General features: G+C 63.6%; 11 protein-coding genes. 5 read left to right on the top strand and 6 right to left on the bottom strand.

What is annotated here, in order from left to right; all coding sequences use genetic code 11:
• The first annotated feature begins 129 nt into the window (after positions 1-129).
• Complete coding sequence (locus ACR65W_RS11160; RefSeq protein WP_434499885.1) at positions 130-1446, top strand: SGNH/GDSL hydrolase family protein; 1317 nt, start codon at positions 130-132, stop codon at positions 1444-1446.
• Positions 1447-1526: 80 nt separating this feature from the next.
• Complete coding sequence (locus tag ACR65W_RS11155; protein ID WP_434499884.1) at positions 1527-2255, top strand: L,D-transpeptidase; 729 nt, start codon at positions 1527-1529, stop codon at positions 2253-2255.
• A gap of 55 nt (positions 2256-2310) precedes the next feature.
• On the opposite strand, the gene ACR65W_RS11150 is transcribed toward ACR65W_RS11155, so the two are convergent.
• The 4 genes from ACR65W_RS11150 to gltB form a co-directional block, all read right to left on the bottom strand.
• On the bottom strand, positions 2311-2520 hold the full coding sequence (locus ACR65W_RS11150) for a hypothetical protein (protein ID WP_123176412.1): 210 nt from the start codon (positions 2518-2520) through the stop codon (positions 2311-2313).
• Positions 2521-2526: 6 nt separating this feature from the next.
• On the bottom strand, positions 2527-3945 hold the full coding sequence (locus tag ACR65W_RS11145; protein ID WP_434499949.1) for a glutamate synthase subunit beta: 1419 nt from the start codon (positions 3943-3945) through the stop codon (positions 2527-2529).
• A 199-nt stretch (positions 3946-4144) separates the two neighbouring features.
• Positions 4145-5350, bottom strand: a complete 1206-nt coding sequence (locus ACR65W_RS11140; protein WP_434499883.1) for a diguanylate cyclase domain-containing protein — start codon at positions 5348-5350, stop codon at positions 4145-4147.
• 131 nt (positions 5351-5481) lie between these two features.
• Entirely contained in the window at positions 5482-10176 is a 4695-nt protein-coding gene (gltB, locus tag ACR65W_RS11135) for a glutamate synthase large subunit (protein ID WP_434499882.1), read from the bottom strand.
• 444 nt (positions 10177-10620) lie between these two features.
• On the opposite strand from gltB, the gene ACR65W_RS11130 reads away from it, so the two are divergent.
• The gene (locus ACR65W_RS11130) at positions 10621-12087 is read left to right on the top strand and encodes a hypothetical protein (protein WP_434499881.1); all 1467 of its coding nucleotides are present in this window, start codon (positions 10621-10623) and stop codon (positions 12085-12087) included.
• A 62-nt stretch (positions 12088-12149) separates the two neighbouring features.
• On the opposite strand, the gene ACR65W_RS11125 is transcribed toward ACR65W_RS11130, so the two are convergent.
• Both ACR65W_RS11125 and ACR65W_RS11120 read right to left on the bottom strand, forming a co-directional pair.
• Positions 12150-12614, bottom strand: a complete 465-nt coding sequence (locus tag ACR65W_RS11125) for an Hsp20 family protein (RefSeq protein ID WP_434499880.1) — start codon at positions 12612-12614, stop codon at positions 12150-12152.
• A 91-nt stretch (positions 12615-12705) separates the two neighbouring features.
• On the bottom strand, positions 12706-13866 hold the full coding sequence (locus ACR65W_RS11120; protein ID WP_434499879.1) for a helix-turn-helix transcriptional regulator: 1161 nt from the start codon (positions 13864-13866) through the stop codon (positions 12706-12708).
• A 269-nt stretch (positions 13867-14135) separates the two neighbouring features.
• Here ACR65W_RS11120 and ACR65W_RS11115 point away from each other — a divergent pair, with 269 nt between their 5' ends.
• On the top strand, positions 14136-14528 hold the full coding sequence (locus tag ACR65W_RS11115; RefSeq protein WP_434499878.1) for a DUF2946 family protein: 393 nt from the start codon (positions 14136-14138) through the stop codon (positions 14526-14528).
• Positions 14529-14588: 60 nt separating this feature from the next.
• Entirely contained in the window at positions 14589-16982 is a 2394-nt protein-coding gene (locus ACR65W_RS11110; RefSeq protein ID WP_434499877.1) for a TonB-dependent receptor, read from the top strand.
• The last annotated feature ends 36 nt before the right edge of the window (positions 16983-17018 follow it).

Below are 17018 nucleotides of genomic sequence, written 5' to 3'. Positions count from 1 at the left end.
CTAAATCCCGCCCAATTGCTGACGATTGACGCCAAAACCGCTCCATGCGTCAAGGTTATGCGGCACACTATTAAGCGAAGAATCGCAACAAGGATGCCAAGGCGTTCGGGACGCGCTATAATGGCCTCCATGTCTAGGAACGTACGGACCCTGCGCCGCGTTATGGCGCTCTTCCTTGGCGCATTGTTGACGAGCGCGACGCCCGGCGCGTCGTTCGCGCAGGACCCCTTCACGGAATTCTTTGGCGGCATCTTTGGCGGCCATCCGCAGCATGGTTGGGGGCCTCGTGGCGAGCCTAGGGTGCGACGGATCATGCCGCACCGCGAGAATCGCGCGCCGACGTACTGGCACGGCCAGACGGATAATCCGCGCCGCGCGGCGAAGCGTACAGACGGCGCCGCCCCCGACCAGGCTCAGAACACGGCCGTTACCCAGCCGACGTTCTTTGTCGCGACGATCGGCGACACTTTGGGACTGCTTCTCGCCAACGGCCTGAAAGACGGGTTTTCGGATCGCCCAGACGTCGCCATTCTTCGAAAAGGCCGGGAAAGCAGCGGTCTCGTACGCGAAGACTTTTACGATTGGCCCAAAGCGGCGAAGGAGATCGCGGCCGACCCGCAAAAGATCAATGTCGCCGTCGTCATGCTCGGCAGCAACGACCGTCAACCGATCCAACAGGGCGAAGAGTCAATCGAGCCGCTATCGCCGCGCTGGCGCGAGATCTACGCAGCGCGGGTCGACGCGGTGATTGCGGCTTTCAAGGAAAAGAATGTTCCGGTCATTTGGGTCGGTCTGCCGGTCATGAAGAACGAGCGCCTGTCCGCCGACATGGCGCAGCTCAACGAAATCTTTAAGGCGCGTGCGGCCCACGCCAATATTCCCTATGTCGATCTCTGGGACGCGATGACTGACGAACATGGGCAGTACAGCGCTTTCGGGCCGGACATCAACGGCCAGATCGTCAAACTGCGCTCTGCGGACGGCGTGCACTTCACCAATGCCGGCGCGCGCAGCGTCGCCCATTTCGTCGAAGGCGAGATCAAGAAATATTACGACGCCTCTCGCCAGCAGGCTCCAGTCGCTGGCCCGCCGGCGACGCCCCAGCCCGAGGCGGCGGGCGCGACTCCGCCCCAGCAGCCCTTGGCGGCGACCCCAGCGGACGGTCAGCCGATCGTATTCCGCTCGCCCGTCGGCGGGCCGTCGGCGGCGCCGAGCTTGCCCGAACGACCTGCCGTCGGCCCGACGCAGCAACTGACGGGCGCCGGAGCGGCGACAGAGCTCGCCAGGCGAACCCCGGCCAGCAAAGCGGCGACGGACGCAGGCACGCCTGCGCAAGCGCTCGCGCGACATGTTTTCGTCGAGGGCGGGGACCAAAATCCACGCAGCAACCGCGCCGACGACTACAGCTGGCGCCCGGCGGCAAACGCACCTTCTCAGCCGCGCTAACGATTTGTGCGTTGGCGCACGGAACGCTTTTCGGTGGTTCTGCATTCTCTCTGCACGACAGAGAAATTGGAGCCGCCGTCATGTCCCGCCGTCAATTCAACGCCAGCCGCTTTCTGAAGGTCGCCGCCGTCGCCGCGTTCGCGGGACTTTCGTCTTCCGCCGTCAACGCTCAGGAACGCTCCTTCATGGCGCTGTTTGACCCGTCGGCGGGCGCGCAGGAAATGACCGCGTCTTACGATGACGCCCGTGAACAGCAAGCCTATTATGGCGGCCAGGATCAGCAGGCCAATTATGGCGCGCAGGACCCGCAGGCCTACTACGGGGATCAAGAAGACGCGCGGCTCGCGCGCGAATATCCGACCACGACGCGCGAGATCGTGCAGGATCCGACCAATGAGCGTCCTGGCACCATCACCGTCGACACGAACAATCGCTATCTCTATCTGTCGCTGCCGAATGGACAGGCCGTGCGCTACGGCGTCGGCGTCGGCCGCCAGGGCTTCACCTGGAAAGGCCGGACGCATATCGGCCGCAAGGAAGCCTGGCCGGATTGGACGCCGCCGGCGGCAATGTTGAAGCGCCGTCCCGATCTGCCGCGCCATATGGTTGGCGGCGAGGACAACCCGCTGGGCGCGCGCGCGATGTATCTTTTCTCGGGCAATCGCGACACGATGTTCCGCATCCACGGCTCGAACGAGCCCTGGACGATCGGACAGGCGGTCTCGTCGGGCTGTATCCGCATGCTGAACAACGACGTGACCGATCTGTTCAGCCGCGTGAAGGTGGGCGCCACGGTCGTCGTGCTGTAAGCCGGCTCTCTGTCAAACGAAAGGCCCCGATTGCCGGGGCCTTTTTATTTTGCGCCTATTCGAGCGAGCAACTGAACACGAGATTGGTGAGCGCCGAAAAGATCACTTGAGTGGCGACCCAAAAGCCGATCAGCGACCAGGCGAGCTTGTATTTCTCGCGGCCATAAAAGAAGGCCCCTACGAGCGGCACGATGAGAAAGTAAAATTGCCAGGGCGTGCTGACGAAGGTGTCACAATACCAGAGATTTAGCTTTTCACTGACCATTTACTCTCACCTTGGCAGATTGGTTTCGCCCATCAGGAATTCGTCCACCGAGTGGGCGCATTGGCGTCCCTCGCGAATGGCCCAGACGACGAGCGATTGTCCGCGCCGCATGTCTCCGCAGGCGAAGATCCTCTCGCGAGACGCCCGATAGGCGCGCGTGTCCGCCGCGACATTGCCGCGCGAATCGAGATCGACCCCGAGCGTTTCGAGCAAGCCTTCCCGCACCGGCGACACAAAGCCCATCGCAAGCAGCACCAGATCGGCCTTAAGCTTGAAGTCGCTTCCGGGCTCCTCCTGCATTTTTCCGTCGACGCGCACGCAGCGCAGCGCCTTCACCGCGCCTTCAGCGCCTTCGAATTCGCGCGTCAGCACCGAAAATTCGCGCGACGAACCCTCGTCGTGGGAGGAGGAGGTGCGCAGCTTTAGCGGCCAATCGGGCCACGTCAGCAGCTTATTCTCCTTCTCGGGGGGAAGCGGCATGATTTCGAGCTGGGTGACCGAAAGCGCCCCCTGGCGCACCGAGGTGCCGATGCAGTCCGAGCCGGTGTCGCCGCCGCCGATGACCACGACATGTTTGCCGGTGGCCAGGATCGGCTCGTTGGTCGAGAGCGGCTCGCCCGAGACCCGGCGATTTTGCTGCGGCAGAAAATCCATGGCGAAGTGAACCCCGCGCAATTCGCGGCCGGGGATCGACAAATCGCGCGGCTGTTCGGCGCCGCCGGCGAGGACAACGGCGTCATGGCCTGCGACCAGATCGGCGGCGGTGAGATCAACGCCGACATGAACGCCGCAGTGAAACACCGCCCCTTCCGCCTCCATCTGCTGAACCCGACGGTCGATGAAGTGCTTCTCCATCTTGAAGTCGGGAATGCCGTAGCGCAGCAGGCCGCCGGCCTTTGGTTGCTTTTCGTAGACATGCACGTCATGGCCGGCGCGCGCCAGCTGCTGCGCCGCCGCAAGTCCCGCCGGCCCGGAGCCGACGACGGCGATCTTCTTGCCTGTTTTGCGCTTGGGCGGCTCAGGAACGACCCAGCCCTGCTCGAATCCGCGGTCGATGATCGCGCATTCGATGGTCTTGATGGTGACCGGCTGGTCCTGGAGATTCAGCGTGCATGAGGCTTCGCAGGGCGCCGGACAGACGCGGCCGGTGAACTCCGGGAAGTTGTTGGTGGAATGGAGATTGACGAGCGCGCGCCGCCACTCGCCGTGGTAGACGAGGTCATTCCAGTCGGGAATCTGATTGTTGACCGGACAGCCATTGTGGCAAAACGGAATGCCGCAATCCATGCAGCGCGAGGCCTGGCTGCGCGTGGTCTCGTCCGACAACGGAATGACGAATTCGCGATAATGGCGAATGCGGTCGGCCGCCGGCTTATATTTGCGGTCATGCCGGTCGATCTCGAGAAACCCGGTCACCTTACCCATCTTGTCGCGCACCTCTCGCGCCGCGCGTCGCGGCGGCAACGGCAATTCTCATCGGCGCGGCAGTCTCGCATGGAAAAGCCAATTCGCTGTCCCGTGCGCCCTGAGCTGTCGCAATCTTGGATGTTTTCTAAACGCTTTCGAGGGGTCGCCGTCAAGCCGCGAAGCTTCCGCGTCATGAACTGACGGTCGCCAGCATCCACTATTGAGTGCTGGGGCGCATGCCGCGCGACTCGGGCGCGAGGCGGCGAGACTGATCCTCCTTAACGAGGGTGTGCAGCAATTTCACCTGCCGCTGAGCCTTCGCCTCATAAAGCGCTTCATCGGCCACCGCGAGAAGCGCCTCCGCGTCTGCGCCATGTTCCGCCACCAGAGCTATGCCGACGCTTACGCCGATCGTCGCGTGAATACCGTCGCCGAGGTCATAAGGCGCCGATATGGAATTCGTCAGCCGGTGACCCAGCTCCGACGCCTGCTCGCTCGTCAAACTCTTGGCGAGCACCACGAATTCGTCGCCGCCAATCCGCGCCGCCACGTCGGTCGCGCGCAAGGACTGGCGGAGACGCTCCGCGACCGATTTGAGCAGCCTGTCTCCGGCGGCGTGTCCGTACGTGTCGTTGACGGCTTTGAAGTTGTCGAGATCAAGAAAAAGGACAGCCAAATCGCCGCCCTGTATCGGCGCGCTTTTCAGGTTCGCGTCAACCGCGGCGGCGAGCCCGACACGGTTCGGCAGGCCGGTGAGCGCATCATGCTTGGCGCGATGGTCGTTCACGCGTTCGGCCTGCATCGTCGCGACAAGCAATTTGTTTAGATTGTAGGCGGCGGCGATCATGGCGGTAAGATAGAGCGGCACCTGCAGAAACACGACATAAAGCAACGGTTCGCCCGAGAGGGCCGCGCCCGCCAAAAACGGGCCGAGAGTCGTCAGGATCATTGCGCCGGCGAGACGCGGCGCGCCAAAATTGCGAAATCCGATGCCGCCGACCATGGCGGACCCAGAAAGGCAGGCGAGCGTCGCGGCAACCCAGTCGCCGCTCGCGAGGCTGATGAAAGCGCCGTAGCCGACGCCGCTGCTCCAGAGCAGCTGAAGCAGCACGTAAAGATCCGTGGGCGTCTGGCGATGCGCGAGAGCGGCGCGCCGCGAGACTCTCAGGACGATCAGACGCGCGGCTCCGAGCACGATTTCAAAGACGAACCAAGCGACGAAAGGGAGCGTCTGTTCGCGCGCGGCAATCGCTCCCGACACGACAATCGTATTGATGACGCCGCCAAAGAAGACTGGCAGGCTTCCGAACAACCCGCCAATCAACGCCACCTGGATGTCGCGAGTCGCGCCATGCCCCGGGTTCACGAGCCAGCGCATCGCAGGCCAGCGCGGCAAGCTGTAAACTCTAGAGTCGTCTCGCATCAGGCTTCCTGGCCGCCGTCAAGGAAAAACCTCCGAGTTTAAAGCAGGTTAGCCCGACTCCCTCTCTTTAACAATCACTGCTGACAAAGGCAAAGGCTACGCCCAAGCATTCCGCTCATCCGTCGCCCAGCTCACTCGCCCGCAGCTTTCAGCTGTTGCGGCTGCTTTTTGCGCGCGTTGAGTTCGTTGAGCGCCCGCCGATACTCGACCGGCATCACCTTACGGAACTTGCCCACGTAATTTGGCCAATCCGCCAGAATGTCGCGCGCCCGCGTCGAGCCGGTGTAGCGCAGGTGATTGGCGATCAACTGACGCAGCCGCTCGGCGTCGAAGCGCGTCATGTCGCTCATCACGTCGACGCGGCCATGGCCTTCCAGATCGCCGGACTGGTGATAGGTCTCGGTCATGACGGTCTCCTCGTCGCGCACCGGCTCGAGGTCGACCATCGCGAGATTGCAACGCGTCGAGAACGCGTCGTCCTCGTCGAGGACATAGGCGATGCCGCCCGACATGCCGGCCGCGAAGTTGCGGCCGGTCTGCCCAAGAACCACCACGACGCCGCCCGTCATGTATTCGCAGCCGTGATCGCCAACGCCCTCGACCACGGCGAGCGCGCCCGAATTTCTCACCCCGAAGCGTTCGCCGGCGACGCCCCGGAAATAGCATTCGCCGGCAATGGCGCCATAGAGAACGGTGTTGCCGACAATGATCGAATTCGAGGGGTCGATCTGCCCGGCGTCGCGCGACGGATAGATGATCAGTTTGCCGCCCGAGAGGCCCTTGCCCACATAGTCGTTGGCTTCGCCTTCCAGACGCAGCGTCACGCCGCGCGCGACAAACGCCCCAAAGCTCTGGCCCGCGGTGCCCGTCGCGCGAATGTCGATCGTGTCCTCGGGCAGTCCCGCATGGCCGTAGATGCGCGCGACCTCGCCCGAGAGCATCGCGCCCGTGGCGCGATCGACATTGCGGATCGGCGTTTCGATGGAAACCTTCGCGCCGCGATCGAGCGCCGCGCGCGCTCCGGCGATGAGCTTGTTGTCGAGGACCTTATCCAGGCCGTGATCCTGCGTCTTGCTGTGACGGATCGCGCCGCCTTCTCCCTGCGGCTTGAAGAACAGCTTGGAGAAATCGAGACCGCGCGCCTTCCAGTGCGCAATCGCCTTCTCCTTGTCGAGCATTTGCATCTGCCCGATCATTTCGTCGAAGCTGCGATACCCCATGGAGGCCATGAGTTCGCGCGCTTCTTCGGCGACGAAGAAGAAGAAGTTGATGACATGTTCCGGCAAGCCGACGAAGCGCTTGCGCAGAACGGGATCCTGAGTCGCGACGCCGACCGGGCACGTGTTGAGATGGCATTTGCGCATCATGATGCAGCCCGCCGCGATGAGCGGCGCCGTCGCGAAGCCGAACTCGTCGGCCCCGAGCAGCGCCCCGATCACCACGTCGCGGCCGGTGCGCAACCCGCCGTCGACCTGCACGGCGATGCGCGAACGCAGATTGTTCAGCACGAGCGTCTGGTGCGTTTCGGCGAGCCCGATCTCCCACGGCGAGCCCGCGTGCTTGATCGACGTCAGCGGCGAAGCGCCGGTGCCGCCCTCGAAGCCGGAGATCGTCACATGATCGGCGCGGCCCTTGGAGACGCCGGCGGCGACCGTGCCGACGCCAACTTCCGAAACGAGCTTCACCGACACGGCGGCGCGCGGATTGGCGTTCTTTAAGTCGAAGATGAGCTGCGCCAAATCCTCGATCGAATAGATGTCATGATGCGGCGGCGGCGAGATCAGGCCGACGCCGGGCGTCGAATGGCGCACCTTGGCGATGACCGCGTCGACCTTGTCGCCGGGCAGCTGGCCGCCTTCGCCGGGCTTTGCGCCCTGCGCCATCTTGATCTGAATCATGTCGGCGTTGACGAGATATTCCGTCGTCACGCCGAAGCGGCCGGACGCCACCTGCTTAATGGCGCTGCGCATTGAATCGCCGTTCGGCAGCGGCTTGAATCGATCCGCCTCTTCGCCGCCCTCGCCGGTGTTCGATCTGCCGCCGATGCGATTCATGGCGATGGCGAGCGTCGTATGCGCCTCGCGCGAGATGGAGCCAAACGACATGGCGCCCGTCGAGAAGCGCTTGACGACCTCGTTTGCCGGCTCGACCTCGTCGAGCGGAATCGGCTTCCGACCGTCCTCCTCAGCGCCTTTGACGCGGAACAGCCCGCGCAGATTGAGAAGCTTCTCGTCCTGCTCATTCAGCAGCTTGGCGAAAGCGCGATATTTGTCTTGCGCATTGCCGCGCACCGCATGCTGCAGCAGCGACACGGTTTGCGGCGTCCAGCTGTGCGCTTCGCCTCTGATGCGGTAGGCGTAATCGCCGCCGACGTCGAGCGCCTCCTTGTAGACGGGCGCGTCGCTGAAGGCGAGGCGATGGCGACGCACGGTCTCGCGCGCGATCTCTTCGAGCCCGACGCCTTCGATGCGCGTCGTCGTGCCGGTGAAGAATTCGTCGATAAAGCTTTGCGCAAGACCGACGGCGTCGAAGATCTGCGCGCCGCAATACGACTGATAGGTGGAGATGCCCATCTTGGACATCACCTTGAGAATACCCTTGTCGACCGCCTTGATGAAGCGCTTGACGGCGGTCGGACCGTCGACGTCGGAGGGAAACTCCGCCGCCGAAGCGATGAGCGTCTCAAACGCGAGATAGGGGTTGATCGCTTCGGCGCCGTAGCCCGCGAGGCAACAGAAATGATGCACCTCCCGCGCCTCGCCGGTCTCGACGACGAGGCCGACCGAGGTGCGCAGCCCTCTGCGGATCAGATGATGATGCACCGCCGCGGTCGCGAGCAGCGCCGGAATCGGGATACGGTCCGGCCCGACCATGCGGTCCGAGAGGATGATGATGTTGTAGCGGCCGCTGACCGCCTCCTCGGCGCGTTGACATAGCCGCTTGATCGCGGCGTGCATGCCTTCGGCGCCCTTTGCGGCGTCGTAAGTGACGTCGATCGTCTTGGTGTCGAAACTATCCTCGACCGTGCCGATCCAGCGGATCTTTTCGAGATCCTCGCTCGTCAAGATCGGCTGGCGCACTTCGAGTCGCTTCTTGTTCGCCGAGCCTTCGTGGTCGAGAATGTTGGGCCGCGGACCGATGAAGGACACGAGGCTCATGACCAGCTCTTCGCGGATCGGATCGATCGGCGGATTGGTCACCTGCGCGAAGTTCTGCTTGAAATAGGTGTAGAGCAGCTTCTCCTTGTCGGAGAGCGGCGACACTGGCGTGTCCGTGCCCATCGAGCCAATCGCCTCCTGGCCTGTGACGGCCATTGGGAAAAGCAAAAGATCGAGATCTTCCTGCGTGTAGCCGAAGGCCTGCTGACGGTCGAGCATCGACACGTCCCATCGCGCGGGACGCGTATCGACGGGCTTCAGATCCTCGAGCTGAATTTGCGTGCGCGCCAGCCACTCCTTGTAGGGGTGAGAGTTCGACAGCTCCTTCTTGATCTCGTCGTCGGAAATGATGCGTCCCTGCTCCAGATCGACAAGCAGCATCTTGCCGGGCTGGAGACGCCACTTGGTAATGATCTTCTCTTCGGAAATCGGCAGCACGCCCATTTCTGAAGCCATGACGACGAGACCGTCGTCGGTGACGAGAAAGCGCGCAGGCCGCAGCCCGTTTCGGTCGAGCGTCGCGCCGATCTGGAGCCCGTCGGTGAAGGCCATGGCGGCGGGACCGTCCCACGGCTCCATAAGCGCCGCATGATGCTCGTAGAAAGCCTTGCGGTCGGCGTCCATCAGCGGATTGCCGGCCCACGCTTCCGGAATCAGCATCATCACCGCATGCGCGAGCGAATAGCCCCCACGCACAAGAAATTCGAGCGCGTTGTCGAAGCAGGCGGTGTCGGACTGGCCCTCATAGGAGATCGGCCACAGCTTGCTGATCTCGTCGCCAAACAGCGGCGAGGAGACCGACGCCTGGCGCGCCGCCATCCAGTTCAGATTGCCGCGCAGCGTGTTGATTTCGCCGTTATGCGCGACGAAGCGATAGGGATGCGCAAGCCGCCAGGAGGGGAAGGTGTTCGTCGCGAAGCGCTGATGCACGAGCGCCAGCGCCGAAATAAAACGCTCGTCCTTGAGATCGAGGAAATATTCGCCGAGCTGCGAGACGAGCACCATGCCCTTGTAGACGATGGTGCGCGAGGAGACCGAGACGGCGTAAAATTCCCGTCCGCCGTTGCCGAGCCGGTAAATTTCGTTCGAGGCCGCCTTGCGCGCAAGATAGATGCGCCGCTCAAAGATGTCTGCGTCAGCGACGTTCGGCCCCCGCCCGATGAAGATCTGCGCGTGATGCGGCTCGACGGCCTTCACCGCCTCGCCGAGATCGCTCGAGTCGACGGGAAGATCGCGCCAACCAAGAGCGACGAGCCCCTCTTCTTCGATCGACTTTTCGATGATGGCGCGCGCGCGCGCGCGTGTTTCGGGATCGCGCGGCAGGAAAAACTGCCCGATGGCGTAATCGCCGGCGGCGGGAAGCTCCATGCCGAGCTTCGCGCACTCCGCTTTGAAGAACTCATGGGGGATCTGAAGCAGGATGCCGCAGCCGTCGCCAAGCTTCGGATCAGCCCCGACGGCGCCGCGGTGATCGAGATTGAGCAATATCTGCAAGCCCATCTCGATGATGGCGTGCGACTTCTCGTTGCGCATATTGGCGACGAAGCCGACCCCGCAGGAATCATGCTCCTTGGCGGGATCATAAAGCCCTTGCGCCTGCGGAAGAGCGGGGTCGCGGCCGAGCGGCTGCGGTCCGGCTTCAGCGAAGTGCTCGGCGGGTTTCGTCATTTCGGCGTCTCCTCGACAGGACCGCGCGCCTTTTCCTGCGCCCCTCCCGCCCGCTCATCGAACCATAAAACTGTCGTGGGCGTGACCTAAATCGTCGCAGCCCGACTCTCGCATTCCCGTAACGCAGGTTTCGCAACGATTGCGAATCCCTCGCGTCCTCGTCTCGCGACCGGGCGCAAGGCAAGGGACGCGCCACTTTGCGAGCCTCTCATTTACGTTGGCCGGGGCGCGTGTCGAGCGGCGACCGTGAAAAACAGAGGCTCCAAAAGCGAGCGCCGCTTTAAGGTCAGCAACGCTGACATATCTGCGGGCTAAATTACTGCCAGATTTGCGCTGAAGTGACAAGCAACCGCTTGGGCTTTGGGCGCTTGGCGGTCCAATGCTCGCCGCAATGTTGTCAGAGCATCCGCGCGCGGCCGAGAGGGCTTGGATAGGGAAGAAACAATGCGGTCATTCAATGGGAAAGCGGTTTTGCCGTTCGCGTTGGCGCTGGCGGCAAGCGCCGCCGTTCCGCAGCACGCCTTCGCGCAGTTTTTCTTTCGGCCGTTCGCCTATAGCTACCGCTCCCAAGTTCCGGACGAGGCGCCCACCTTCGCCTCCCGTCGGGCCGTCGCCTCGATTCTTGGAAGAGAGGGCTATCGACTCGTTGGGGCGCTTGGCCGTCGGGGCGAGCAGATCGTCGCCACCGGCGTCAGTCGCCGCGAGGGCGAGATGCGCTTTATCATCGACCCCTACGAGGGCCGCATCTTGCGCGCAGTGAGACTTGGACCTCCGCCGATGTATGATCGCGGGCCACGCTATGGCGGCGCTTACGGACCTTCTGGCGGCGATGCTTATGTGGCGCCGCCGGGCGGCGCCGGGGGTTCCGGGTCCGTCGGTCCCGGGGCGGTTGGCCCCGGCCCGGCCGCTCGCGGCTTTGACAATGGCCCCTACCCGAATGGGGAACTCGGACGCCCGCAGTCCGGCGGCGCAACTTTGGCGGATAAGGCGCCAAATAGCGCCAGCAAACAGCGCGCTCGGACGGCGCAGAAAAGCGCGGCGCCGAAGAGTTCGCGCGCAATCGCCCCGACGACGAAGCCCATAGCGCCCCCCGAGGCGCCGATGGCGATCGCGCCCGCCACGTCCTCCCCTGCTCCGACGCCGACCGAGCCCAAGCCTGCGCCGGCCGCCGCGCAGTCGCAGGAGCCCAAGCCGAACGCTCAGAGCGCCAAGACCGCGCCCGCGCCGGGCGCTGAGACGCCGCCCGCGTCGAGCCCGGAGCAGAAAGGCCCCGATTTAACGGCGACGCCTCCGGCGGCGACAGCCGATAAGACCGCTGGCGACAAGCCGGCAACCTCTTCGGCACCGTCAGAACTGAAGTCGAACGAAGCCAGCGCCCCCGCGCCGGCGCTATCCCTCCAGGTGCAGCCAACCACGGAAAGCTCAGCTAAGCCGGCGCCGACCTCTGCTGAAAAGGCGCCGGACTCTGGCGCGACTCCGCCGTCGGGTCAGGCCGCCAAGGAAACGCCCGCCGATAAGCCGGCGAATTCGGCGTCTGGGGAGCCGAAAGCTGATCCCGCCAGCACACCGCCGCAAGCGCAAGCGACGCAGCAGTCGCCGCAAGGTCCTGAAAGCGCCCCCACATCGCCGGCGCCGGTCTCGGCTGATCATGCGCCAAGCGCCGCGCCTCCAGCGGAGCAGATCGCCGAAAAGCCCGCCGCTCCGTCGCACAGCGTCTCCACGCCTGCCAAGCGCGCAGCGGCCGTCCGCGCCGCCGGGGGCTCCTCGCGCCGGGCGATCGTCCCGCCGTCAGGCGCGAGCGGCACGACTGCCGTGACCCCGACGGCGTCGACGCCGCCGGCTTCCGCCCCGATGGGTTCAGCGACGGCAAAGACGCCCGAGGACGCCGCGAAGCCGAAGACCGGCGGATAAGGCGGATAACAAGAGAGGCGCCCGAAAGGGGGCCTCTGGCATTTTCAGCAAACTTTCCGCCGTTACGCAGCCTTGGACTCGACGATCGTCGCGGACGGCGTCGTCACGCCGATGTCGATGCGGCGTGGCTTCTGCGCCTCCGGAATCTCGCGGACGAGGTCGACGTGCAGCAAGCCGTTGACGAGGCTGGCGCCCGTTACGACCACATGGTCGGCAAGCTGGAACCGACGCTCAAAGGCCCGTGCGGCGATGCCCTGATGCAGGACCGCGCGGCCGTCGGAAGGCTGCGCCGGCTCTTTCGAGCCTTTGATGGACAGCGTGTTTTCCTTGGTCTCGACGGACAGCTCCTCACGCCCGAAGCCCGCGACCGCGAGCGTCACGCGATAGGCGTTCTCGCCCGTGCGCTCGATATTGTAAGGCGGGTAGCTTTGGGACGTCTCGAAGCCGCTGGCCTGATCCAGCAAATTGAACAGACGGTCGAAGCCGACGGTCTGACGGTAGAGCGGAGAGAGATCGAACTGACGCATGACATATCCTCCAGGTGAGCGACATGCGGCGCGCTAGCGTTATCGCGCCGCGCCTCTTAGCGCGTCCGTTACGGCCCGCGCTGGCAACGATTTAGGAAGCGCTGCGGCGTCGTTCAAGAGGCGCCGGCGACGCGGATAACAGCGTCTCCGTCGGCAGCGGATGGCGCTCCGGCGCGCGGAAGGGGGATTCCAGAGCAAGCACGAGCTTGACCAGATCCGCCTGACGGCTCGCGCCGGTCTTCTGGAAGATGCTTTTCAGATAGCCCTTGACGGTTCCTTCGCTAAGACCAAGCGCGCGCGCGGTCGCCGGGACGCCGCCCACTTCGGCGATGGCGAGCAGCACCGAACTCTCGCGGGCGGTGAGGCCGAACACGCCCGCGGCGACTGCTCCACCCTCGCTGGAGTTGAGCGCGAGCCTGCGCAGAAACAGCGCCGACAGTCCCTTCGACAGCGGCAGCACATGCATCACGCAGCAGCGCGACTCCCCGCGTTTTACCATGATCGCGAAGGCTTCCGCATCGGCCCCGCCGATCCGGGCGAGCGCACGCTCCAATGCTTCCTTTGCGCGCGGATCGCGCAGAGTCAGCGTTTCGCCGCAGATCGCCAGCGCATCGCCTTCGCCGAGCATCTCGTCGGCGCTGCGATTCCGATGGACGACGCGCATCCTGCTGTCGACGACAAGCACGGGCGACGTCAGCTCCTCGAACAATTCGACGAGAGCGGATGTGTCAGGCGCCGGCTTGTGCCGCGCGATGGCCTTCGCGAGATGCGGCAGAAGCGCGTCAAGACGCCCCTTCGCCTCGATGTCGGCGAGACCTGCGGAATCATCGCGAAAGGCGACGAATAGGCAGACGCCCGTCTCGGAGCGATGAATGACGCCGCCGATCATATCGGCGAGGCCGAAGGGCGCCATCCAGCGCTGATAGGCGCCGCTTCGATGAAGCTCGTCCCGCGAGACGAAGTCTTCCGACGAGAACGCCCGACCGACGCCAATTTCGGCCAGGACTCGCGCCTTGACCGGATCGAGTTTGCGATGATTGCGCAGATATTCGACGATCCACGCTTTCTCGGCGCGTGTCGAATGCTTGAGCTCCAACAGCGCCGAACAACGGTCTTCGAACAGCAGCGCTGCAAAACGCGCATCTAGGAAACGCGCAATCTCGTCGAGCGCATCTGGCCAGTGCTGCGCTTCGGCGCCCGCAGCTTTGATCGCCACGATGGCGCGCGCATCCGCATCTTTCGTCGAGGTCATGTCTTCACCCGGTGCGACCTCTCGCCACACCTTCGCAAAGCCGGTCTTCGCGATGGCGCTTTCCGCGCAGCGAAACGTCTTATTGCCCTGGAGCCCTAGAAGAATCAGCAAAAAAACCAGGGCGCCATTCAATCGCACCTTAGCTTCTGTGTTGCGCAACTGCAACAAGGACAAGAATTTACGTAAGTGCGGAGCGTCACCCTCCCGATCGGGGGGAAACGGAGAAAAACGTAGCGGCTAAGTTGCGCAAAATGAATCGGCGCGGCGGCATGTCACCCACGACTTCAACGACGACAGCAAACACGGACGCAAGGCGGAAAGGCCTGCGCGCCTTTCTTGCTGCGACGCTTTTCGTCGTTTCGGCATTGATGCAGGCGACGATCGCGCCGCATGCGGCCCTGTCGGCGACGCAAGAGTTCTGCGTAAGAAGTCACGACGCTGCGAACGGGAAAGCGCCGAGCGGCGCGCCGACGCACGGCTGGCACGCGCATTGCGGCGCCTGCCCGATCGGAACTCCGCCGATCATTTCCGAAAGGCCGCCGATCGCGCGGCTGGAACAACCGCCAACCGCCGTTGTCTTTTTTTACTCCTGGCCTTTCGAGCCGCGAGAGCGACGCCGGCCCGGCGAAACGCGCTCGCGCGCGCCTCCCGCGCTCTCCTGACGAAACAGAACACGAACCGTTTCAACCGCCGTTCGCCGGCGGATCAGGAGAACTCATTCAATGTACCGTCCCGCCCTACTGCGCGGCGCAAGCGCTTGCGCGTTGATCCTCGCCTCGCTTGCGACCGCCAAGGCCCAAGTCTCTCTTCCGCAGATCGTCGTCGGCGCGGCGCAGAGGACGCCAACCACGCCGCCGCTGGAGAAGGCCGACGAGACCATCGTCACGCAGAAGGAAATCATTGAGGAGAAGCCGCCGGAGACGGATACGGCGAAGCTTCTCGAGCATCAGCCGGGCGTCAGCGTGCAGACAGGCGGCGGCGTTTCCGGCCTCCCGGCGATCCGTGGTCTCGCCGACGATCGCCTGAAGATTGTCGTAGGCGGCGTGCAGGCCACGTCCTCCTGCGCCAATCACATGAATTCGCCGTTGAGCTACACCGATCCGAACACGATCGGCCGCGTTGAAGTCGTGACCGCGGTCTCGTCGGTCAGCAAAGGCGGCGATTCGATCGGCGGCTCTATTCTGGTCACGCCGAAATCGCCGGTGTTTGCGACGCCCGTCGTCGCGCCGGGGGTCGTCGGCCCTGGCGGCGCGCCGGTGTCGCCGATCGTCGCCGCGAGCCCCTACGGCCCCGTTCCTTACCTCCCATTGCCAGTTCCCGGCACGCTGCGTTTTGGCCCCAACAATGAAGTGCTGGCGACGGGAACGATCTCGGCCTTCTTCCGCGGCAATAACAACGGCGTCGGCGTTTCAGCCAACATCAACATGGCCAACGACCATTGGAGCCTTCTTTACAACGGGTCCTGGCAGCGGGCGACGAATTATCACGCCGGCGGCAACGGCGACAAAGTTCTCTCTACGAGCTTCATGTCCGAGAATCACGCCGTCACGCTCGGCTACCAGAACGAAGGGCATCTGTTCACCTTCCGCGGCGCTTATCAGAACATCCCCTATCAGGGCTTTCCGAACCAGCGCATGGATATGACGCGCAATCGCTCCTATTCGCTGGACGCCCTCTACAAAGGCGCCTTCGAGTGGGGCACGCTGGAAGCGCGCGCCTACTGGCACCAGGTCTTCCACAAGATGGGATTCCTGGAGGATCGCTTCTATTTAAACCACCCGATGATCGCGCAGGGCCGAGATTTCGGCTATTCCGTCAAGGCGGAAATTCCATACAGCGAGCAGGATCTCTTCCGTATCGGCAATGAGTTCCACGGCTATCGGCTGCAGGACTACTGGCCGTCCGATCTCACCGGCTTCCCCAACGTCAACGCGCTGTCGCGTCCGTTCGCGCAGATCAACATCAACGGCGGCCAGCGCAATCGCATCGGCACTTATGCTGAGTGGGAGCGCCGCTGGACGCCGCAATGGTCGAGCCTTATCGGCGTGCGCAACGACGTCGTTTGGATGGATACGGGTCCCGGCCGCAGCTACACGCCGTTCGCGTTCGCCAATCCGAACGTCGTCGCGGTCAATCTGTTCAACGCTCAAAGCCACGCGCGCACTGACGTTAACTTCGATATGACCGCGCTTGCGCGCTACGAACCTGAGCCCGGCAGCTTTTACGAATTTGGCTATTCGCGAAAGACGCGCTCTCCCAATCTTTACGAGCGCTACATCTGGCCGGTGTCCAGCCCATTCACCGCGATGTTCAACTGGTTCGGCGACGGCAACGGCTATACCGGCAATCTCAATTTGAAGCCGGAAGTCGCCCACAATTTCGGCATCACCGGCGCCTGGCGCGACATGTCGGGCGCCGACAATTGGGATGCTCGGATTTCGCCCTTCTACACCTATGTCGAGAATTACATCGACGGCGCCAGAACCGGCGGGACCTTCAATCAGTTTCCAGTGGCGAATTCCTATATTTTCCAGATCATGCAGTTCCGCAATTTCAGGGCGGAGCTCTACGGCGTCGACGGCTCGGGCAGGATCAAGCTGCATGAGTCGCCGGAATACGGCAGGCTCCAGGCGGTCGGCGTCGTCAGTTTCGTCTACGGACGAAATCTCGACATCGGCAATCCGCAATTTTGTCTGCCGGGCAACGGTTTGTGCTCCGTCGCCTCGTTTCTGGTCAAGAAGGGCGACGGCCTGTGGAATCTGATGCCGGCCAATGCGCGCATCGCGCTGGAGCATCAGATCGGCGGATTGAGCATGGCCGCCGAAACGCAACTCGTCGCGCCCAAGGATCACGTGTCGGCGAACAAGGGCGAGTTCACGACCCCGGCATATGCGCTGCTCAATCTTCGCGCCGCCTATGAGTGGAGCAACATGCGCATCGACCTTGGCGTCGACAATCTCACCGACGCCCTCTACTCGCTGCCGCTTGGCGGATTCGACCTGTCGAACTATTCGTGGAACGCGCGCCTGCTCGGACGCAATGCGGGTCTTGCGAGCGTGCGTCAGGTACCCGGCATGGGTCGGAACTTTTATGCCGGGCTGACCGTGAGGTTCTGACCGCGACGCTCTATTTTCAAAGGCGGCGCGCTGTTG

Source organism: Methylocystis sp., from assembly GCF_051062815.1.
Taxonomy (GTDB): domain Bacteria; phylum Pseudomonadota; class Alphaproteobacteria; order Rhizobiales; family Beijerinckiaceae; genus Methylocystis.
The sequence above is the reverse complement of the archived record's forward strand: the minus strand, read 5'-3'. Positions and strand labels throughout refer to the sequence as shown.